Here is a 20,050-nt window from a genome sequence, read left to right on the forward strand (position 1 = left end):
CAATATTAAAAATTACACAAACAATATCGCCACTCAAACTCGTTAAGACGAGAGAATGCCGATTGATTTATGTGAAACCGTAGCATCCAAGATTAGGACGCATTGTCAGTTAATTTTCGATTAACTATCCCTATATGACAGAGTCACCTCTGAGGATAGTTTTTCCGAAGAAAAGATAGCTAATTGTATTAACCGCGAACATAAGCTGAGTTTACATTACCCGACAAATCAAAGAGATAAGTCAGCTCCTCGCTGCTCATTGGTTCACAACTGGCTTAACCAGTGCGCTGCATTATACAGATCACAGTTTTACATGCAAGGGTTGTTTGAAAAATAAACGGAGAAAGAGATGCGAGATGCGAGATGCGAGATGCGAGATGCGAGATGCGAGATGCGAGATGCGAGATGCGAGATGCGAGATGCGAGATGCGAGATGCGAGATGCGAGATGCGAGATGCGAGAAAAATTTGAAGGGTTGACAGTGGGGGTCAACCCTTTTTTAGATTCATACAATTAGACCAAAAAACTAGCCTACACTACCTGCAACTTTCGACTCGCTTACCACAAGTTCCTCTCGAAGGACGAAGTCCGTTCTAAAATCTCGTAGGGCGAAGCCCGCTCTCGAAGCGAAGCGTTCTAGCCGCTCGCTATGCGAGCCTTTGGCGTACTGCTTCAAACAGGCACACGCCTGAGGCTACCGATACGTTGAGGCTTGAAACCGAACCTGCCATAGGGATCTTGATTAGGTCATCACAGGTTTCACGCGTTAGGCGGCGCATGCCGTCGCCTTCTGCGCCCATCACGATCGCCAATGGGCCGGTTAATTTTGCTTGATAGATATCGTGAGTCGCTTCACCCGCCGTTCCAACAAACCAAATACCTTGCTCTTGCAGTGCACGCATGGTGCGGGCAAGGTTGGTGACGCGAACGAGCGGTACCGTTTCAGCCGCACCGCAAGCAACCTTACTTACGGTGGCTGTAATGTTGGCCGACTTGTCTTTTGGTACGATAACCGCAGCCACACCCGCCGCATCGGCATTGCGTAGGCAAGCACCTAAGTTATGAGGGTCGGTGACACCATCGAGTACCAACAATAGTGGCGAGTCATGCTTGGCCAAAATGTCATCGAGATCATTTTCGTTCAGCTGTTTGGCGAGTTTAACGCGAGCCATGATACCTTGGTGATTGGCACCACGAGCTTTGTCATCGAGTGTTTTGCGCGTCATCTGCTGGATAGACACACCGCACATTTGCAGCTCGTTTAAAATCGGCATTAGACGGTCATCTTGACGACCTTTTAGGACGAACGCTTCAATGAAGCGTTCAGGTTCGCGCTCAAGGACGGCTTTCACGGCGTGAATACCGTAGATAAATTCATTACTCATTTAAAAACCTGTTGGTTAACTCTTTACTGCGCATCTTTCTTGGTGCGCTTGGTTTTCTTCGGCTTAGCACCCGGCTTCTTCTTACGCGCCTTGGTGACTTTTGGCTTCTTGCCTGCTTTACCTTCATCACGATCCGGTCGCTTAGTTGGCTCAACATCAGGACTGGCTTTACGCCCGCCTTTAGTGGCTGCGCGTTTTTTCTCTTTCGCTTTGCGCTTAGCCTCTGCTGCTCGCTTCTTGGCCGTCTTTCCTTCGCCGCGTAGCTTACGACTTGTTTCGACTAATTCAAAGTCAATTTGACGATCATCCAAGTTAACCGAAAGGACCTTCACCTTGACCGAGTCACCCAAGCGGTAAATCGCACCAAAACTTTCGCCGATAAGTCTTTGACCAATCGGATCAAATTGATAGTAGTCATTGGCGAGTGCGGATATATGCACTAAGCCATCAATGTGCAGCTCGCTCAACCGAACAAAGAAGCCAAATCCAGTCACGTTGGCAATGACGCCTTCCAGCTCTTCACCAACATGGTCTTGCATGTATTCACATTTGAGCCAATCAGATACTTCTCGCGTCGCATCATCGGCGCGGCGCTCAGTCATGGAACACTGCTCGCCATAGAAGTCCATATCATCGAACGAGTAGTGATAGCCCCCTGTCGGCGTCCAGCGGTCTCTAACGGTGCCGTTTTCTTTGGCGATGAGGTACTTGATCGCGCGATGAAGCAGCAAATCGGGATAACGTCGAATCGGAGAAGTAAAGTGCGCGTAGCGTTTAAGCGCCAATCCAAAGTGACCGCAGTTGTCTGCGTTGTATACCGCTTGCTTCATTGAGCGCAACAACATGGTTTGAATCAGCTCTTTGTCAGCACGCTCGCCAATTTGTCGTACTAAGTCGGCATAATCGGTAGGTGATGGCTCCAAACCACCATTCAGGTGCAGACCAAGCTCTCCGAGAAAATCTCGAAAGCCTTGCAAGCGCAGTTCGCCTGGAGATTCATGAATACGATACAGAGCCGGCTCTTTGGCTTTTTCGACCAAAGACGCTGACGCAATATTCGCTAGAATCATGCACTCTTCAATCAACTTATGAGCGTCGTTGCGAATCACAGGTTCAATGCTGTCGATCTTGCGTTCCGCGTTGAAAATAAACTTAGTCTCGACCGTTTCAAATTCAATCGCGCCACGATGATCACGCGCTTGTTTCAGCACCTTGTACATTTTGTGCAACTCTTCGAGATGAGGAACAAGCGGCTCGTAGCGGCTACGCAACTCCTCATCGCCTTCGAGAATATCGTGGACTTTGTTATAAGTCAGACGCGCATGAGAGTTCATCACCGCTTCATAGTGTTTATAGCCTGAGAGCTTACCCGTTTCCGAGATGGTCATTTCACACACCATACATAGGCGGTCAACTTGTGGATTGAGTGAACATAGTCCGTTGGAAAGCACCTCTGGTAACATAGGTACAACTTGCGATGGGAAGTAAACCGAGTTACCACGGTTAATAGCTTCTTTATCTAACGCGGTGTCTGGTCGAACATAATAGCTTACATCTGCAATCGCCACCCATAAGCGCCAGCCGCCGCCTTTTTTCGCTTCACAGTAAACCGCATCATCGAAGTCTCGAGCGTCTTCACCATCAATAGTGACTAATGGCAGCTCGCGCAGGTCAACTCGACCCACTTTGGCTTCTTCTGGCACTTCTTCGCCCAGGCTTTCTATCTGCTTCTCAACCTCAACAGGCCAATCATGTGGGATCTGATGAGTGCGAATCGCAATTTGTGTCTCCATGCCCGGCGCCATATTCTCACCAAGGACTTCAATCACTTTACCCATCATGCCGCGAGAGCGTGAACCACGGTCGGTGATCTCAATCACCACCACGTTACCCATACGAGCGCCGGCACGAAGCTCGTTCGGGATCAAGATATCTTGATGAATGCGCGAGTCATCCGGTACAACATAGGAGTAGCCGTATTCCATAAAGAAACGACCAACGATTTGGCTTTGACGCTCCTCGAGAACGCGAACCAGACGCCCTTCCTTACGGCCGCGTTTTGAATTGTCTGTCGGTTGCACCAAGACATAATCACCATGGATGATGTTTTTCATCTGATGATGTGGCAGGACGATATCGTTATCCTTGCCGACACTTCCATCCGGGCGTACCCAACCATGACCGTCTTTATGGCCAATCACGTAGCCTTTGATCATCTCGAGCTTTTCTGGCAATGCGTAACATTGACGACGAGTAAACACCAGTTGGCCGTCTCGCTCCATCGCTCTCAGACGACGACGTAAACCTTCGTACTGATCTTCTCCCTCAAGCTTGAGCGCTTCGAACAGGTCATTGCGGTTCATGGGAACGCCTGCCTGACTGAGAAACTCTAGAATAAATTCTCGGCTCGGGATCGGATTGTCATAATTTTCCGATTCACGAGCTGCAAATGGGTCATTATGGATATTGTCTGACATAGGCACGCCTAATAAAGGAAGGAATTTAAATCTAGTATATCTGACTCACTGATTAAGCTACAGGTAAGTCGAAACAAATTCTTGAAATTTCACTGCCTTTTCATCAGTACACTGGTTTGTTCAAAAACAACAATGCCCAGCGAAAGCTAGGCATTGTGTTGCTAGGTTATGGTCACCGGAGTGCAATCGGATGACGCTCTACCAGAATGTGTCGCGTTTTTTCGCTCGCGCGATAATGTTTTGTGGCATTCGCCGTTCAAGACCTTGGCGCAAAATACTGATCCGTTTATGCATTCGTTGATCCGCTGTCACCGAGTTGTACAACCAGCGATAAGCATCTTCATAGTCGAGCGGGCTACCATAATCTCTCAGCAGTAACTCAGCCAGATGAATACGCGCATTGAGGTTGCCCATAGCCGCCGCCTCACGCAGATACGGGATCGCACGCTCTTTATCTTGCTGCACTAAGGTGCCGCGTGAATAGTAACGACCAATTTGCTCCAACGCGGCAGGCAAACCTTGATGAGCTGCGTTTTCCATGTAATAGAGCCCTAGCTCTACATCTTGGTCCACACATACGCCCCAGGCGAGCATGTCGCCATACAAAAACTCGTAAGCTGGTAGGCTGATACGCGTTGCACGGGCAACAATATCTTCGACCAACTGACAGTTATCAGCTTTAACTTGCTCAAGGTGTTGATTGTTGTTAATCAGTTTAATTAGTTCGGCTTCGGTATATATGGGTACAGGTTCACCAATCTCAGACAGGGTGTTTGCCTGCACCACTGAGGCACTTAATGCCAGCACCATCGAAGCAGCTAATTGTCTTAGCTTCATGTTTTGCACTCTTAACTTCGACCAAAGAACGCTCGATATCTATAGCAATAATGACGGCAACCAGCCACTATTTCTGAAGGTACTGAGTCGTATCCTGATTTGCCACAAACGCGGCAAGCTTGATACTAGTATCGGCAATCATCGCTAACTCTTTAATCAAAATTGCCGCCACATGGCAAATTGTTGCCATAACAACATGAGATTTCAAGGAAAATGAACATAAAAAAACCAGCGCCTGAGCGCTGGTTTTCAGAATATCTTTAACGATCAATCATTAAGCATCGAAAGGATGAATCTTGATGATGGTTTCGTTGCGATCTGGGCCAGTTGAGATGATATCTACTGGTACACCAGTTAGCTCTTCGATACGCTTGATGTAATCTAGCGCCGCTTTTGGTAGCGCGTCTAATGACTTAGCACCAAAGGTGTTTTCAGACCAACCTGGCATGGTTTCGTAGATTGGCGTCGCTTCTTCAAACGCTTCTGCAGCCATTGGAGAAACTTCTAGAATTGAACCATCTTTCATCTTGTAACCAGTACAGATTTTTAGCTCTTCTAGACCATCAAGCACGTCAAGCTTAGTTAAACAGAAGCCTGAAATTGAGTTGATTTGAATCGCACGGCGCATTGCCACGGCATCAAACCAACCTGTACGACGCAAACGACCGGTTGTTGCACCAAACTCATGGCCAACTGTACCTAGGTGTTTACCCACAGGATCTTGCTTGTCTTGACCGTCATACAGTTCGGTTGGGAAAGGACCAGAGCCTACACGCGTACAGTATGCTTTAGCGATACCTAGGATGTAACCGATGTGGCGAGGACCAAAACCCGAACCCGCAGCAACACCACCAGCCGTGGTGTTCGATGAGGTTACATATGGGTAAGTACCATGGTCGATATCAAGCAACGTACCTTGCGCGCCTTCGAACATGATCTTGTCACCACGCTTACGCGCAGCGTCAAGCTCATCAGTCACATCGATAACCATTGAAGTAAGCAGGTCAGCATAGCCTTTCGCTTGTTCTAGCACTTCGTCGTAGCTCACTGGCTCCGCTTTATAGAAGTTCACTAGTTGGAAGTTATGGAACTCCATCACTTCTTTTAGTTTCTCTGCGAACGTGTCCATATCGAACAGGTCGCCGACGCGTAGACCGCGACGAGCCACTTTGTCTTCGTACGCAGGACCGATACCACGACCGGTCGTACCAATCGCTTTGTTACCACGAGCGATTTCACGCGCTTGGTCCATAGCGATATGGTAAGGAAGAATGAGAGGACAAGCTTCAGAAATGAAAAGACGCTCACGTACTGGGATACCGCGCTCTTCAAGAGGCTTCATTTCTTTGATTAGAGCTTCAGGTGAAAGGACTACGCCGTTGCCGATAATGCATTTGATGTTATCGCGCAGGATACCTGATGGAATTAAGTGAAGAACGGTTTTTTCACCGTCAATGACTAGAGTGTGACCAGCGTTGTGACCGCCTTGGTAGCGAACCACGTACTTTGCATCTTCAGTTAAAAGGTCAACAATTTTACCTTTACCTTCGTCACCCCATTGGGTGCCTAGAACGACTACGTTATTTCCCATCTTTCCAGTTCTGATTGCTAGTTAAAAATGGATTCTAGCACTGAATCACACTCAGTGCAGTCATTTTTTAAGCACGGTCACACTACTCAATGCTAAATCATTGACCTAGCATAATAACACGCTCATTTTTTCTACAATTATTCGTCTGCGTAGATTTTTACGCTAAGTTGGCCATCAATATCGATAGCGGCGCGGTACATACCTGAGCTGTTCATGGCGAAATGAAAATCCCCTTTCGCATCGATGGCAATCAAGCCGCCCTCGCCTCCCATCTGCTTCAGTTCACCTTGGATGACGGCTTCGCTGGCAGTATGCACATCTTGATGTAAATAACGCATCCGGGCGGCCACATCTCCCGCTACGGTTTTGCGAATAAAATACTCGCCCATCCCCGTTGTTGAGACCGCTACATTGCCATTTTCGGCGAACGTCCCCGCTCCAATAATCGAAGAGTCTCCCACACGACCATACTTTTTGTTAGTCACGCCACCTGTGCTGGTTGCCGCGGCGAGGTTGCCGTGCTGATCCAGAGCGACCGCGCCAACCGTGCCGTACTTTTTATCATCCGGATATTTCGATTCTGAGAGCGCAAACAAGCCTTTCTCTTTCATCGATTGCAGTTGCTGATAGCGGCGCTCGGTAAAGAAGTAATCTTGTTCGGTAAATGGATAGCCATTAGCAAAGGCAAACGCCTCCGCCCCTTCACCTATCAGTAAGACGTGTTCACTTTTGTTCATCACATCTCGAGCCAGTTCAATCGGGTTTTTGATATGACGAACGCCAGCAATCGCCCCTGCATTGAGATCTTTTCCATCCATTACCGATGCATCCATTTCAACCATCTCTTGGTGAGTCAGCACAGAGCCTTTACCGGCGTTAAAGTTCGGTGAGTCTTCCAACACTTTAACCGCTGCAACGACCGCATCTAGCGCATCACCGGATTGAGCAAGAATGCGATGCCCAGCACGAACCGACGCTTCAAGGTCGGCGAGGATGGACGCTTTTAACTCGTCGCTCATTTGCTCACGTAGTATGGTTCCCGCTCCGCCGTGAATAGCGATTGAGAATGGTTGGCTCATGATTGGTCTCCGTATCTCTAACGACCTTGTTGGTATAGAACAATTAACAAAAAAGGCGCTTCCCGTACAGCAGGAAGCGCCTTGTATAATTTAGCTATCAGCTAACGGCTTAGTGAGAACCGCAGCTACCGCCACCGCAGCAGCCGTCTTTTTTCTCTTCACCGTGACCTTCGCCACCGCAACAGCCACCTTCATGGTCATGGTCGTGACCGCAGCCACCCGCTTGGTGAACATGGCCATGTTCGATCTCTTCTGCCGTCGCTTCACGCAGCGCAACCACTTCTACGTCAAACGTTAGGGTTTGACCAGCCAGCATGTGGTTACCATCAACCACCACTTCGTCACCATCCACTTCCGTCACTTCAACTGGGATTGGACCTTGGTCAGTGTCGGCAAGGAAACGCATGCCCACTTCAATTTGGTCAACACCTTGGAATACGTCAGCAGGAACACGCTGTACTAGCGCGTCGTTGTGTTCACCGTACGCTTCTTCTGGCGAAACAGTGACCGAGAACTTAGCACCAGCTTCTTTACCTTCAAGCGCTGTCTCTAGACCCGTGATTAGGTTGTTGTTGCCATGCAGATAATCTAGTGGCGCATCCGCTGTAGATTGATCAACAACGACACCATCTTCGAGTTTCACTTGGTAGGCCAGGCTGACAACTACGTTCTTTTCGATTTTCATATTAACTCCAAGGAGGATAAAAAGACCGGAGTGTCACTCTGGTCTGCAAATTTACGACTCCGCCTATTATGGGGATGATTTATAGAAACACAATCAATCGGGTTTAAAAATCCCAATCATCTCTTGGCTGCTGTGTTCACTTTTTTCGACAGTTTGTGGTTTGCGCTGATCTTGGTGACCGCACTCAACGCACTCAACCAACTCGATATTGTTCTCAATCCACCAGCGTAAGGTATCTTGCACACCGCACTTTGGGCAGGCAGCGCCAGCAATAAATCTTTTTTTCATGTCACTACTCAGTTATTGGTTTATTCCCAGAAGTTCTTGGCTTGTTGATCGCTTTCTAGTTCACGACCAAAGATCTCTTCCAGTTCTTTACGGGCTTCTTTGGCTCTTAAGGCCAATTGTTTATCATCGTTATGCTGAGGAAGTAACTCCTTCAGCATTGCATTATCCAGTTTCCTAAAATGCGCTTCGGCGCGTTTAGCTTGGTATGGGTGCATGCCCAGTTTGACCAAAGCCTGGCGCCCAAGGTCGAGTGCACCTAGGAAGGTCTCACGAGAGTAACTGTCGACACCATGACTCAGCAGTTGATAAGCCTCTACCCGACTGCGCGCACGCGCCAGCAATTTGAGATTAGGGAAGTGAGTCTGGCATAACTCGATGATTTGCATGATCTCGTCTGGCGAGTCGGTACAGATAATCATCGCTTCAGCTTTATCGGCACCCGCGGCGCGCAGTAAGTCGAGTTGGGTGGCGTCACCGTAGAACACCTTATAACCATATTTGCGCAGCAGCTTGATTTGGCTGGCATCGCTCTCAAGTACCGTCACTTTGATTTTATTGGCGTACATCAAACGACCGATAATCTGACCAAAACGACCGAAACCGGCGATAATGACACGTGGCTGCTTGTTGATCACATCGCTCTTCAGCTGTTCTTGCGTCTCACTGTTCAAACGCCGTGCATACCATTTACTCTGCGCCATCAATAATAGTGGCGTCGTCACCATCGACAGACTGACCACCACCAACAGAAAAGAGGTTTGCTGTTGATTGAGCAGCCCTTCGCTACTTGCTGCGGTGAAAATCACAAAGGCGAACTCGCCACCTTGGCTTAAGATCGCGGCCATTTTACTGCGAGACTTGGCTTGACTGCCCGCGAGGCGAGCCAACAAATAGAGGATAAAGCCTTTCACTACCACCAGAGCGACCACAGCAGAGAGCACCGCCAACGGTTCCAGCGCCAGCAGCCCTAGATTCACCGCCATACCCACGGCAATGAAAAACAGCCCCAGCAGCAAACCTTTGAACGGTTCGATAGCAATTTCCAACTCGTGGCGATATTCACTCTCTGCCAGAATCACCCCAGCGAGAAACGTGCCCAGGGCCATCGACAACCCAATCTGCTTCATCACTAAAGCAATGCCTATCACCAACAGCAGCGCGGCAACAGTAAAGAGTTCACGAACTCCGCTTAACACCACATAGCGAAACAGCGGCCGCAACAAATAATGACCACCGACCAATAAACCCGCCACGCCAGCTAACATCCATAACGCGTCGAGCCAATCACCCGCGGTATTGCCCGCGAGCACGGGCAACAAGGCCAACATAGGGATGACCGCAATATCTTGAAACAGCAGCACAGCGAAGCCTGATTGGCCCGTTTCACTGCCAGCTAACCCCTGCTCATCAATTACACGCAATGCGATCGCGGTCGAGGAGAGCGCTAATCCCATGCCAATCACTAAGCTGGTTTGCCATGAAGTGCCAACCAAGTGTGCAATACTCGCAAGCACTAAAGTGGTAATGACCACCTGCGCCCCACCCAAACCTAAAATGGGGCCCTTCATCTGTAGCAGTTTCTTCGGGTTCAACTCCAGGCCAATCAGAAACAGTAACAGCACCACGCCAAACTCAGCGAAATGCAGAATCGCTTCGACATCACTAATTAGACCCAAGCCCCAAGGACCAATCGCCACCCCGGCCAACAAATACCCCAGCACTGAGCCCAGTCCCAAGCGCTGTGCAATCGGTACGGCCACGACGGCCGCGGTGAGGAAGATGACACTGCTGTGGAGAAAATCACTTTCCAATGCCATTGGCAGCTCCTTGTTGCGCTACAAACTCCGCGAGAGGGTCCATTAACCAGTGACGATAAGCTTCGGCATGCTGGTAACGATCCGCTTCTGAAACATTACGCGCCCAATACAGTACCAAGGGCTCGATCCAATGCATTTGACACAACGCCGCGGTCAACTCAAACGGCTGTAAAATCTCGGCCAGCGGATAGCGGTTATAACCTGATTTGCCAAACGCCTCTTCCTTGCCCCCCGTGGTAATCACACTGCGCCAGTACTTGCCTTTCAATGCTTCACCTTTACCAAAAGCAAACCCTTTGCCGAGCACGCGGTCGAGCCATTCCTTGAGTAAAGCTGGGCAAGAGTACATATAAAGTGGGTGATGAAAGACAATCACATCGTGGGCATCGAGCAACTTTTGCTCGGCCACCACATCGATAAAGAAATCAGGATAATGGGCGTAGATGTCGTGTACTGTGACGTGATCAAGTGACTCGATTTTCTTGATCATGATTTGGTTGGCCACCGATGCTCGCGACTCGGGATGAGCATAAAGCACCAAGACTTTGGGTTTGGCTGCGGTTGTGGTCTCCATGAATTCGATTGCAATCCTTAACTATCTGGGAGTTAGATGATAACCGTGGTTATCAGATTGTTATACGTTGTTCACCAGAATAACGCAATAATCGACATCATCTGCCAACTGCCCTACTATTCGACCCATTACGAGCAAAGATAAAGCAAATATTATGATTACCTTCTCTGGCATACAGCTACTGCGCGGCGGCAAACCTCTGCTTGAACAAGCGTCGGCAACCATTCAGCCAGGTGACAAAGTCGGTCTGGTCGGAAAAAACGGCTGCGGAAAATCGACGCTGTTCGCCTTGATTAAAGATGAGCTCTCCATCGACGCTGGCCATTTTGCCAAACCCGCTCACTGGGAGCTGGCTTGGGTGGCACAGGAAACACCTGCACTCGAACGCAGCGCAATCGAATATGTCATTGATGGCGACCGTGAGTACCGCCGCTTAGAAGCCGACCTTGCCAAAGCCGAACAGCAAGATAACGGTACCTTAGTGGCAGAGATCCACGGAAAAATCGAAACCATCGGCGGTTATAGTATCCGCGCCCGCGCCGCTGAGCTCCTCGATGGTTTAGGCTTTAGCCAGCAGCAAATGAGTTGGAGTCTGACCCAATTTTCTGGTGGCTGGCGCATGCGTCTTAACTTAGCCCAAGCGCTGCTATGCCGATCCGATTTGCTCTTACTCGACGAACCGACCAACCACTTAGACTTAGACGCAGTGATGTGGCTTGAACGCTGGCTGCAAAACTACCCTGGGACCCTAGTGCTGATCTCTCACGACCGAGATTTTCTTGACCCTATCGTCGGGCGCATTATTCACGTCGAAAACCAATTGCTCAACGAGTACACCGGCAACTACTCATCGTTTGAAGATCAACGCGCGCAAAAACTGTTGCTGCAACAAGCGATGTACCAGAAGCAGCAAAAGCAGATGGCGCATATGCAAAGCTATATTGATCGCTTCCGCTACAAAGCTTCCAAAGCGCGCCAAGCTCAGAGCCGCATTAAAGCACTAGAGCGAATGGAGAAAGTGCTGCCAGCTCAGTTTGATAACCCATTCAGTTTTGAGTTTCGCCAACCGGCCGCTCTACCAAACCCTATCATCATGATGGACGATGTCTCTGCCGGTTACGATGACACGCTGATCTTAGAAAAGATCCGCCTCAATCTCGTTCCAGGCAGTCGAATTGGACTACTCGGCCGCAACGGCGCCGGTAAATCGACGCTGATCAAGCTGCTGTCTCGCGAGCTTCAAGCTCAAAGCGGCGACCTGACCTATTCGCAGGGCGTTAAAATCGGCTACTTCGCTCAGCATCAGTTAGAGACGCTGCACCCAGAAGAGACGCCACTGCAACACATGATGCAGATTGCCCCGGATAAAAACGAACTCGAACTGCGTAACTACCTAGGTAGCTTTGGCTTCCAGGGGGAGAAAGCGCTTGAAAAAGTCGCTCCTTTCTCCGGTGGCGAAAAAGCGCGTCTGGTCTTGGCGCTGCTGGTATGGCAAAAACCCAACCTATTGCTGCTCGATGAACCCACCAACCACCTTGATCTCGATATGCGTCAAGCACTCACCCTCGCCTTGCAGACCTTTGAAGGGGCGATGGTGATCGTCTCGCACGATCGCTACCTACTGCGCGCAACCACCGATGATCTATACCTAGTGCATGACCGTCAGGTCGCGCCATTCGACGGTGACTTGAACGACTATTACAAATGGCTCACGGACCAGCAGAAACTGCAACGACGTGAAGCGCAAGAGCAGCAGCCAGAAAAGAGCTCAACCAATAGCGCCGCGGCGAAGAAAGAGCAAAAGCGCCGCGAAGCGGAGTTTCGCAAGCAGACCGCGCCAATTCGCAAAAACCTGACAAAACTTGAAGATAAAATGGATAAATTAGGTGTCGCGCTAGAGCAAGCCGAGCTGCAGCTCTCAGACAACTCGCTTTATCACGCCGAAAATAAAGCTAAACTTAATGAAGTACTCGCCACTCAAGCCGACAGTAAAAGTGCGCTTGAAGAGGTGGAAATGGAATGGATGGCTGTTCAGGAACAGCTTGAACAGATGGAACTGGAGTTCAATAGTCAATGAGTTCAGAGCACGCCCCAATATCTTTAACCCTGGAGCACTTATGGCAATTTAGCCTGCAATATTACAGTGTGCGAGAGGTTAAAGAGGCGTGCCTAACCCTGCAAAACCAGTTCAAAGGCAACGTGAACCTGCTGCTACTGCTCAAGTGGCTAGATGAGCAGCAGGTCTGTTTTTCCGACCAAGATTGGCATCAGGTCGAGGAGTGTCTAGGTCGCAGTGAAGCGCTGCTACTTAACTATCGCGAGCTAAGGCGAAAACTCAAGCTGCATCTACCAGATACCCTATATCGCGAAGCACTCCAATTTGAATTGCAGCTCGAAAAGCAGCAGCAATCGGATCTGGTCGATTGCATCAACAGCCTAACCTTAGCCCCCAACCATGGCGAACCGCTCACTTTGCGTTACTGCCGCCAATTAGGAGGGGAACCCCTCTACGCCGTTTTCTCCCAGCCGTACGACGATATCGCAAGCCGCTAAACAAGGGACACACCATGACTCAATTTACCGCAGCGACTGGCTTAGCCAATCCGCACCTGCAGACATTAGCCCCTCGTTTAATCCGTAAAAAAGCCTTGTTTGATCCTGTATGGCAAACCTTAGATACGCCGGATGGTGACTTTCTCGACATCGCTTGGAGTGAGCCCTACGACCAGCCAAGCGCCAAACAAAAACCGCTGTTTGTGCTGTTCCATGGCCTTGAAGGTTGCTTTTACAGTCCTTATGCTAACGGGCTGATGCACGCCTTTGCCAATCAAGGTTGGCTGTCGGTGATGATGCACTTTCGCGGCTGCAGCGGCAAACCCAATCGGCTGGCTCGCGCTTACCACTCAGGCGAAGTCGAAGACGCGCGGTTGTTTCTCCAGCATCTGAATCAACATTTCCCAAACCAGAAAAAGGTCGCCGTTGGCATTTCGCTAGGTGGCAATATGTTGGCCAACTACCTCGCACAGTATCGAGATAACCCATTACTCGACGCCGCCACTATTGTTTCAGCGCCACTCGATCTTTCGGCATGCTCAGAGCGGATCGAGAAAGGCTTTTCCAAGTTATACAAAACCTACTTGCTCTCCTCGCTCAAAAAGAGTGCGTTGCAGAAACACCATCTACTTAAGGGCGAGCTCGGTGTCAGTTATCAGCACATTAAGCGCGTCACTCGTTTGTACGACTTTGATGATCTTATCACTGCGCCACTGCATGGCTTTAAAGATGCCGCTGACTACTACCAGCGCTGCTCGGGAATTCATCGCCTGCAAGAGATTCAACTGCCGACGCAGATCATCCACGCTAAAGATGATCCCTTTATGACCGATGCGGTGATCCCCAAATACATTTTGCCCGACAACATCGATTATCGACTGTTTGAACAAGGCGGGCATGTGGGCTTCGTGACCGGAACGGCGCTCAAACCTCGTTTCTGGTTGGAAGAAGCCCTCCCTGCCTACTATGAAAGTTTGGCCGTTTCTGCATAATAGCCGCACTGCACTATCGAGCATAAAATAATGAGGTATTTATGATCGTTCCATGGCAACAAATTGACCCAGACACCCTAGACAACCTGATCCGTGAGTTTGTGCTCCGAGAGGGCACAGACTACGGCGCTACTGAAGTTTCCTTGCCCCAAAAAATTGAGCAAATTAAAGCACAATTACAATCAGGCGAAGCGGTGGTGGTTTACTCCGAACTGCATGAAAGCGTCGACATTCAACTGAAAAACAAGTTCTAAGCATTTAGCGCATGACATACAGTGACTCGCTGAAAAAGCGTGTTATAGTGGTCAGCGTTAACAGGAAAGTTATTTACAGACAAGGTTTGTCATGTCAGCAAAACACCCTATTATCGCGGTGACCGGTTCATCTGGCGCCGGTACCACCACCACTTCAGAAGCGTTTCGTAAGATGTTCAATATGATGAACATCAAACCCGCTTGGGTTGAAGGGGACAGCTTCCACCGTTTCACCCGCCCAGAGATGGACGTCGAGATTCGCAAGGCTCGTGAGCAAGGCCGCCATATCAGCTATTTTGGCCCGCAAGCCAACGACTTTGCTGCACTGGCCGAGTTCTTTCGTAAGTTTGGCCAAGAAGGGGTTGGACAAGTACGTCGTTACTTGCATACCTTCGATGAAGCGGTGCCATATAATCAAATGCCGGGAACGTTCACCCCATGGCAAGACTTGCCGGAAAACTCGGATGTGTTGTTTTACGAGGGCTTGCACGGCGGTGTAGTCGATGGCGATGTCAATGTGGCGCAGCATGTAGACTTCCTGATTGGCATGGTGCCTATCGTCAACCTAGAGTGGATTCAAAAATTTGTGCGAGATACCCGAGACCGCGGCCACTCACGTGAGGCAGTGATGGACTCGATTGTCCGCTCGATGGACGATTACCTCAACTACATTACCCCGCAGTTTTCGCGCACGCATATTAACTTTCAACGTGTCCCGACCGTCGATACTTCTAACCCGCTTAACGCCAAAGGCATCCCCAGCTTAGACGAGAGCTTTGTGGTGATTCGCCTGCGCGGGATTAAGAACGTCGACTACCCCTATTTACTGGCCATGATTGACGGCTCGTTTATGTCACGCCACAACACCCTAGTGGTACCGGGCGGAAAAATGAGTTTCGCGATGGAATTAATTGTTAGACCTTTACTGCAACAATTGATTGAAACTGGAAAAATTGGTTAAGGCTCACAGCCAAAACACGATTACTTTTCATACCGTGATCATGTGCACATTTTTGCTTAGTAAAACCCTAGTCGGACCCGATTAAAATCAAGAAATCGTTTTCGAAAAAGGATACTATTTGATACCGAAACACAAGTTGGCTTGCAGCATTGATAAAGTGCTCTTATCCTAGTAAGTCTTGATTTAAGGCTTGCGACAACATGGAAAGCAGCAAGCGTACCCTGCAGAGGAAGTGAGATATTATGGTTCTAGGTAAACCTCAAACCGACCCTACATTAGAGTGGTTCCTTTCACATTGTCATATTCATAAGTACCCATCAAAAAGCACGCTAATTCACGCGGGCGAGAAAGCCGAAACTTTGTACTACATCGTTAAAGGTTCTGTAGCGGTTCTTATCAAAGACGAAGAAGGTAAGGAAATGATCCTTTCTTACCTAAACCAAGGCGACTTTATCGGTGAACTTGGCCTATTCGAAGAAGATCAAGAACGTACCGCTTGGGTTCGTGCAAAATCTCCTTGTGAAGTAGCGGAAATCTCATTCAAGAAGTTCCGTCAGCTGATCCAAGTTAACCCAGATATCCTAATGCGCCTATCAGCTCAAATGGCAAGTCGTCTACAAGTGACCAGCCAAAAAGTGGGCGACCTTGCCTTCCTTGACGTGACAGGCCGTATCGCGCAAACGCTACTTAACCTAGCGAAGCAACCAGATGCAATGACCCACCCAGACGGCATGCAAATCAAGATCACCCGTCAAGAAATCGGTCAAATCGTTGGCTGTTCTCGTGAAACCGTTGGTCGTATCTTGAAGATGCTTGAAGAGCAAAACCTGATCTCTGCTCACGGTAAGACTATCGTGGTTTACGGTACGCGTTAACTGTCAGTGACGAGTGTTTAGTACCTAGTTCCTAGAGTAAAAAACACGACGAAATATGATTTTAAGCCACCCAATGCAAGTTGGGTGGCTTTTGTTTTTTGAGCGGATGTCATTCCAGAAGTGAGGAACGAGCTATCTGGAATCTATACTTTGTGCAGCCAATCAATAGATTCTGAATCACGCTCGTGCCTCGCTGTTCAGAATGACATTTTCAACGACTGCTCACCAACAGTAGAATCGCTACCCGTTAGTACTCTCAAAAATCTTATCCGCTGAAGCGGCGACAAATCCTGGATACAGTTCACCGTTACTCATTGGGTAACGCTTGGCGAACTCATAGAAGCCACCAGGGATGATTTCACTGCCTTCAGTAAACTGAACGGCAACTTTGTCAGCCATAGTAGAAGACTGCTCGAGTAATACCTCAGGTGAGCCTTTCACTTCGCCACCAAACTCATTGATGGTAAAGCCCGCCTGACGCAGGTGGTCATTGACCCCTTTCACTTCATCAAATGCGTTAAGTTGGTTAACACTGACGGTAAAGTGGTTAGCTCCATAGCCATGGGCGGCTAACCAGGCAGCGTATTCACTCTCTTTCGCTAGGGTTTGGTAATCATCAAAGCTCAACTGCCACAAACGACCGCCATACAAGAACTCATGACCTTTTAGCTTATCGGCGTCTACTTGCTCAACTAGCTTGGCAACGATAGCTTGTAGCTCACTCGAGCACTCATCCACTTTCAGTTCACTGATGAAGACTTTTGGCTGTTTTGGATCTGGGTGCTCAAAGTGCTTAGCCACCAACTTCTTACTTTCAAACACGTAATCACCACATGGCTTGTAACCCGCATCAAGGAAAGGCTGAGCTAAGGTTGCGATGCCAAGCGGCGCAACATTAAATGTGCGCAGGGCAATGTGGTCATTGATCAGTGCTTCATCCTCTTGCAGCAGTTGATGCACTTTTTCAGCAGAGGGACACAAGCGTTGAATATAGTCACTCCATAACGACTGGAATAAAACATCTGGCGACATACCGCCTCCTTGTTAGGGTTGTTTACTTAGTTATTGGTTTTATAAAAGAGGCCACCGGACTGACATGTCCAGAAAAGTCAATCCGATAGCCTTCAGCCGATGACGTTGCTATGCCCGCGGCCGGGCAAAAGCGAACCTATTCGATTTATAGCTCTACACCAGGGCTCAAGCTGGCAGGAAGCACAGTGGCTTCGCCCTCCATTGAGGCCATTGGATAAGCACAGTAATCAGCGGCGTAAAACGCACTTGGGCGCAAGTTGCCTGATGCCCCAGGGCCACCAAATGGCGCATCACCACTGGCTCCGGTCAACTGGCGGTTGCGATTGACGATACCGGCGCGAATGTGGTCGACAAAATAGTCCCACTCGCTGTCATCAGTCGAAACAAGACCTGCCGACAGGCCAAAACGAGTATCGTTCGCCAGTTCTACCGCTTTGTCTAAGCCTTGGTAACGCACCACTTGTAGCAATGGACCAAAGTACTCTTCGTCTGGTAACTCAGCAATCGCGGTGACATCGATGATGCCCGGGGTCACGAATGCAGCTTCACCGGCTGTCGCTTCCACTAAGCTCTCGCCACCCAGTTTCTGTAAGTTCGCTTGCGCTGCCAGAATAAAGTCTGCGGCAGCTTTAGAGATCTGCGGCCCCATAAACGGCGCCGGCTCAGCAAATGGCTGATCAACGCGAATCTTTTTGGTGGCTTCAACCAATTTGGCGATCAAGGCGTCGCCTTTCTCACCCACAGGCACATACAGACGACGAGCACAGGTACAACGTTGTCCTGCACTGATAAACGCTGACTGAATAATGGTGTAGACAGTGGCATCGACTTCGCCATAATGCTCTGAAATGACCATTGGGTTGTTGCCACCCATTTCTAGCGCAAGCATTTTACCCGGCTGACCGGCAAACTGGCGGTGCAGAATATGCCCGGTGTTAGCACTACCGGTAAACAGCACGCCATCAATGCCTTTCGATTCAGCCAGGGCAATCCCTGTTTCTTTAGCGCCTTGAACTAGGTTGATCACCCCTTTTGGCAATCCCGCTTTTTCCCACAGCTTCATCGCAAACTCTCCAGTTAGCGGAGTTTGCTCTGAGGGTTTAAATACCACCGTATTACCAGCGAGAAGCGCAGGCACAATATGACCATTTGGCAAGTGACCAGGGAAGTTATAAGGGCCAAACACCGCCATCACACCCAATGGTCGATGACGCAACACAATTTGGTTACCCGCCGCTTCACGTTGTGACTCACCGGTACGCTCATGGTAGGCACGAATAGAAATGGCAATCTTACCGGCCATCGCCGCAGCTTCGGTGCGAGTTTCCCAAATCGGTTTACCGGTTTCTTTGGCAATGATTTCGGCGATTTGCTCGCTGTGCTGTTTGACCTGCTCAGCAAACGCCAGCACGACCGCTTCACGCTCGGCAAAGCTGAGCTTCTTCCAAGCGATGAAGGCACTGCGCGCCGCCGCTACAGCTTGGTCCACTTGTTGCGGCGTTGCACTGACGCCCTGCCAAATAACCTCGTTGTTATATGGGCTAACCGAGTCCATTGGCTCGCCTTGTCCTGCGAGCCACTCTCCTGCAATCCAATGTGTCATTGTCTAATATCCTTTATTTACTGCGGCAACATACGTACAAACTCACCCTCTTTCACCTGTAGCGCTTCCGCTACCGTTGGTGAAAGGATCACAGAGTCTGTTTCTCGGTCGTACGCCGCTTTTGCTGCGGTTGCACGGAAGTGTTCGAATGAGGTGTTCGAGATTAAGAAGTCTTGCGAACTTGCATGCTCAGCAACCGTCACCTTGGCACGGATCGAGTGGCGCACCGACTCGATATTACGCAAGTCACACTCAACGGTCGGGCCCGCGTCAAAAATGTCGACGTAGTTGCGGCAAGTAAAGCCCTCTTTCTCCAGCAAACGCAGTGCAGGCTTAGTGTTTTCGTGCACCTGACCAATCACCGCTTGAGCCTCTTTACTCAGCAAGTTGATGTAAATCGGAAGTTTCGGCATCAGATCCGCAATGAAGCCTTTAGCACCAATGCCGGTTAGATAATCGGCCATGGTAAAGTCAATCGAGAAAAAGTGCTCTTGCAACCACTGCCAAAACGGCGAGTTACCGTCTTCATCAGAGACGCCGCGCATCTCAGCAAAAATGGTTTTAGAGAAACGGTGCGGGTGCTCAGCCATCATCAAGAAGCGACATTTCGACATCAAGCGGCCGTTCAATCCTTGACGGAAACTCGGACGCAAGAACAGGGTACAAATCTCACTGCAACCTGTGTAGTTGTTGCCAAAAGTCAGCAGCTTAACCGTATTGTTAACGCCCAGCTTGCGCGATGAATGCACCACGGTACTGATGTGATAGGAGTAAAAAGGCACATCCCAACCAATCGACGCTTCAATACCAGTACAGCCTGCAACTTCACCCGTTTCATGGTCAAAGCCGACCATCAGGTAACCTTCGTCACCAGGTTCGGTTACGTCGGGTTTAGCAAAACTGTACTCTGAATGGGTAATGCGATTGGTCAACAGTTCTTCGTTAACCGGTAGAGATGTGAATCCGTGACCCGACTCCACTGCGCAGGTGTGCAGCGCGTCGTAATCCGACATTGCAATTGGGCGAACAACCAGCATCGATACTTCC

At 49.4% G+C, this 20,050-nt stretch carries 18 protein-coding genes; 6 read left to right on the forward strand and 12 right to left on the reverse strand.

From position 1 onward, the window contains the following. Positions 1-647: 647 nt before the first annotated feature. The 9 genes from rlmB to kefG all read right to left on the reverse strand — a co-directional run bounded on the left by rlmB (position 648) and on the right by kefG (position 10,733). Positions 648-1,385, reverse strand: a complete 738-nt coding sequence (gene rlmB / locus MTO69_RS12345) for a 23S rRNA (guanosine(2251)-2'-O)-methyltransferase RlmB (RefSeq protein WP_248329580.1) — start codon at positions 1,383-1,385, stop codon at positions 648-650. Positions 1,386-1,408: 23 nt separating this feature from the next. Beyond that, on the reverse strand, positions 1,409-3,862 hold the full coding sequence (rnr, locus tag MTO69_RS12350) for a ribonuclease R (protein WP_248329582.1): 2,454 nt from the start codon (positions 3,860-3,862) through the stop codon (positions 1,409-1,411). 198 nt (positions 3,863-4,060) lie between these two features. Continuing rightward, a complete protein-coding gene (gene motX / locus MTO69_RS12355; protein ID WP_248329584.1) occupies positions 4,061-4,699 on the reverse strand; it encodes a flagellar protein MotX in 639 nt (212 codons plus the stop codon). Between the two features lie 274 nt (positions 4,700-4,973). Beyond that, positions 4,974-6,290, reverse strand: a complete 1,317-nt coding sequence (locus MTO69_RS12360; protein ID WP_248329586.1) for an adenylosuccinate synthase — start codon at positions 6,288-6,290, stop codon at positions 4,974-4,976. A 137-nt stretch (positions 6,291-6,427) separates the two neighbouring features. Beyond that, entirely contained in the window at positions 6,428-7,369 is a 942-nt protein-coding gene (locus MTO69_RS12365) for an isoaspartyl peptidase/L-asparaginase family protein (RefSeq protein ID WP_248329588.1), read from the reverse strand. Positions 7,370-7,478: 109 nt separating this feature from the next. Further along, complete coding sequence (slyD, locus tag MTO69_RS12370; RefSeq protein WP_248329590.1) at positions 7,479-8,054, reverse strand: peptidylprolyl isomerase; 576 nt, start codon at positions 8,052-8,054, stop codon at positions 7,479-7,481. Positions 8,055-8,147: 93 nt separating this feature from the next. Further along, on the reverse strand, positions 8,148-8,342 hold the full coding sequence (locus MTO69_RS12375) for a YheV family putative zinc ribbon protein (protein WP_248329592.1): 195 nt from the start codon (positions 8,340-8,342) through the stop codon (positions 8,148-8,150). Between the two features lie 20 nt (positions 8,343-8,362). After that, positions 8,363-10,159 (reverse strand): glutathione-regulated potassium-efflux system protein KefB, encoded by a 1,797-nt coding sequence (gene kefB, locus MTO69_RS12380; RefSeq protein WP_248329594.1) that lies wholly within the window; start codon positions 10,157-10,159, stop codon positions 8,363-8,365. Then, positions 10,143-10,733 carry a glutathione-regulated potassium-efflux system ancillary protein KefG gene (kefG, locus tag MTO69_RS12385; RefSeq protein ID WP_248329596.1) on the reverse strand — a complete coding sequence of 197 codons (591 nt, stop codon included), beginning with the start codon at positions 10,731-10,733 and terminating at the stop codon, positions 10,143-10,145. Before kefG ends, kefB begins: the two co-directional genes overlap by 17 nt. 154 nt (positions 10,734-10,887) lie before the next feature. On the opposite strand from kefG, the gene MTO69_RS12390 reads away from it, so the two are divergent. From MTO69_RS12390 to crp, 6 genes are all read left to right on the forward strand, one after another. Then, entirely contained in the window at positions 10,888-12,810 is a 1,923-nt protein-coding gene (locus tag MTO69_RS12390; RefSeq protein ID WP_248329598.1) for an ABC transporter ATP-binding protein, read from the forward strand. Then, positions 12,807-13,286 carry a TIGR02444 family protein gene (locus tag MTO69_RS12395; RefSeq protein ID WP_248329600.1) on the forward strand — a complete coding sequence of 160 codons (480 nt, stop codon included), beginning with the start codon at positions 12,807-12,809 and terminating at the stop codon, positions 13,284-13,286. Before MTO69_RS12390 ends, MTO69_RS12395 begins: the two co-directional genes overlap by 4 nt. A gap of 14 nt (positions 13,287-13,300) precedes the next feature. After that, positions 13,301-14,278 (forward strand): hydrolase, encoded by a 978-nt coding sequence (locus tag MTO69_RS12400; protein WP_248329602.1) that lies wholly within the window; start codon positions 13,301-13,303, stop codon positions 14,276-14,278. A 41-nt stretch (positions 14,279-14,319) separates the two neighbouring features. Then, on the forward strand, positions 14,320-14,532 hold the full coding sequence (locus MTO69_RS12405; protein WP_248329604.1) for a YheU family protein: 213 nt from the start codon (positions 14,320-14,322) through the stop codon (positions 14,530-14,532). A 91-nt stretch (positions 14,533-14,623) separates the two neighbouring features. Further along, positions 14,624-15,493, forward strand: coding sequence for a phosphoribulokinase (locus MTO69_RS12410; protein ID WP_248329606.1), 870 nt, complete (start codon positions 14,624-14,626; stop codon positions 15,491-15,493). A 242-nt stretch (positions 15,494-15,735) separates the two neighbouring features. Further along, a complete protein-coding gene (gene crp / locus MTO69_RS12415) occupies positions 15,736-16,368 on the forward strand; it encodes a cAMP-activated global transcriptional regulator CRP (protein ID WP_004410522.1) in 633 nt (210 codons plus the stop codon). Positions 16,369-16,608: 240 nt separating this feature from the next. On the opposite strand, the gene MTO69_RS12420 is transcribed toward crp, so the two are convergent. From MTO69_RS12420 to astA, 3 genes are all read right to left on the reverse strand, one after another. Further along, positions 16,609-17,400 carry a DUF1338 domain-containing protein gene (locus MTO69_RS12420; protein ID WP_248329608.1) on the reverse strand — a complete coding sequence of 264 codons (792 nt, stop codon included), beginning with the start codon at positions 17,398-17,400 and terminating at the stop codon, positions 16,609-16,611. 145 nt (positions 17,401-17,545) lie between these two features. Beyond that, on the reverse strand, positions 17,546-19,003 hold the full coding sequence (gene astD / locus MTO69_RS12425; RefSeq protein ID WP_248329610.1) for a succinylglutamate-semialdehyde dehydrogenase: 1,458 nt from the start codon (positions 19,001-19,003) through the stop codon (positions 17,546-17,548). 17 nt (positions 19,004-19,020) lie between these two features. Next, positions 19,021-20,040 (reverse strand): arginine N-succinyltransferase, encoded by a 1,020-nt coding sequence (gene astA / locus MTO69_RS12430; RefSeq protein ID WP_248329612.1) that lies wholly within the window; start codon positions 20,038-20,040, stop codon positions 19,021-19,023. Positions 20,041-20,050: the final 10 nt, after the last annotated feature.

Source organism: Vibrio sinaloensis (assembly GCF_023195835.1).
Taxonomy (GTDB): Bacteria; Pseudomonadota; Gammaproteobacteria; order Enterobacterales; family Vibrionaceae; genus Vibrio; species Vibrio sinaloensis_C.

Coding starts and splice junctions, on each gene's coding strand:
- rlmB (WP_248329580.1), bottom strand. CDS start 1,385: ATGAGTAATGAATTTATCTACGGTATTCACGCCGTGAAAGCCGTCCTT.
- rnr (WP_248329582.1), bottom strand. CDS start 3,862: ATGTCAGACAATATCCATAATGACCCATTTGCAGCTCGTGAATCGGAA.
- motX (WP_248329584.1), bottom strand. CDS start 4,699: ATGAAGCTAAGACAATTAGCTGCTTCGATGGTGCTGGCATTAAGTGCC.
- MTO69_RS12360 (WP_248329586.1), bottom strand. CDS start 6,290: ATGGGAAATAACGTAGTCGTTCTAGGCACCCAATGGGGTGACGAAGGT.
- MTO69_RS12365 (WP_248329588.1), bottom strand. CDS start 7,369: ATGAGCCAACCATTCTCAATCGCTATTCACGGCGGAGCGGGAACCATA.
- slyD (WP_248329590.1), bottom strand. CDS start 8,054: ATGAAAATCGAAAAGAACGTAGTTGTCAGCCTGGCCTACCAAGTGAAA.
- MTO69_RS12375 (WP_248329592.1), bottom strand. CDS start 8,342: ATGAAAAAAAGATTTATTGCTGGCGCTGCCTGCCCAAAGTGCGGTGTG.
- kefB (WP_248329594.1), bottom strand. CDS start 10,159: ATGGCATTGGAAAGTGATTTTCTCCACAGCAGTGTCATCTTCCTCACC.
- kefG (WP_248329596.1), bottom strand. CDS start 10,733: ATGGAGACCACAACCGCAGCCAAACCCAAAGTCTTGGTGCTTTATGCT.
- MTO69_RS12390 (WP_248329598.1), top strand. CDS start 10,888: ATGATTACCTTCTCTGGCATACAGCTACTGCGCGGCGGCAAACCTCTG.
- MTO69_RS12395 (WP_248329600.1), top strand. CDS start 12,807: ATGAGTTCAGAGCACGCCCCAATATCTTTAACCCTGGAGCACTTATGG.
- MTO69_RS12400 (WP_248329602.1), top strand. CDS start 13,301: ATGACTCAATTTACCGCAGCGACTGGCTTAGCCAATCCGCACCTGCAG.
- MTO69_RS12405 (WP_248329604.1), top strand. CDS start 14,320: ATGATCGTTCCATGGCAACAAATTGACCCAGACACCCTAGACAACCTG.
- MTO69_RS12410 (WP_248329606.1), top strand. CDS start 14,624: ATGTCAGCAAAACACCCTATTATCGCGGTGACCGGTTCATCTGGCGCC.
- crp (WP_004410522.1), top strand. CDS start 15,736: ATGGTTCTAGGTAAACCTCAAACCGACCCTACATTAGAGTGGTTCCTT.
- MTO69_RS12420 (WP_248329608.1), bottom strand. CDS start 17,400: ATGTCGCCAGATGTTTTATTCCAGTCGTTATGGAGTGACTATATTCAA.
- astD (WP_248329610.1), bottom strand. CDS start 19,003: ATGACACATTGGATTGCAGGAGAGTGGCTCGCAGGACAAGGCGAGCCA.
- astA (WP_248329612.1), bottom strand. CDS start 20,040: ATGCTGGTTGTTCGCCCAATTGCAATGTCGGATTACGACGCGCTGCAC.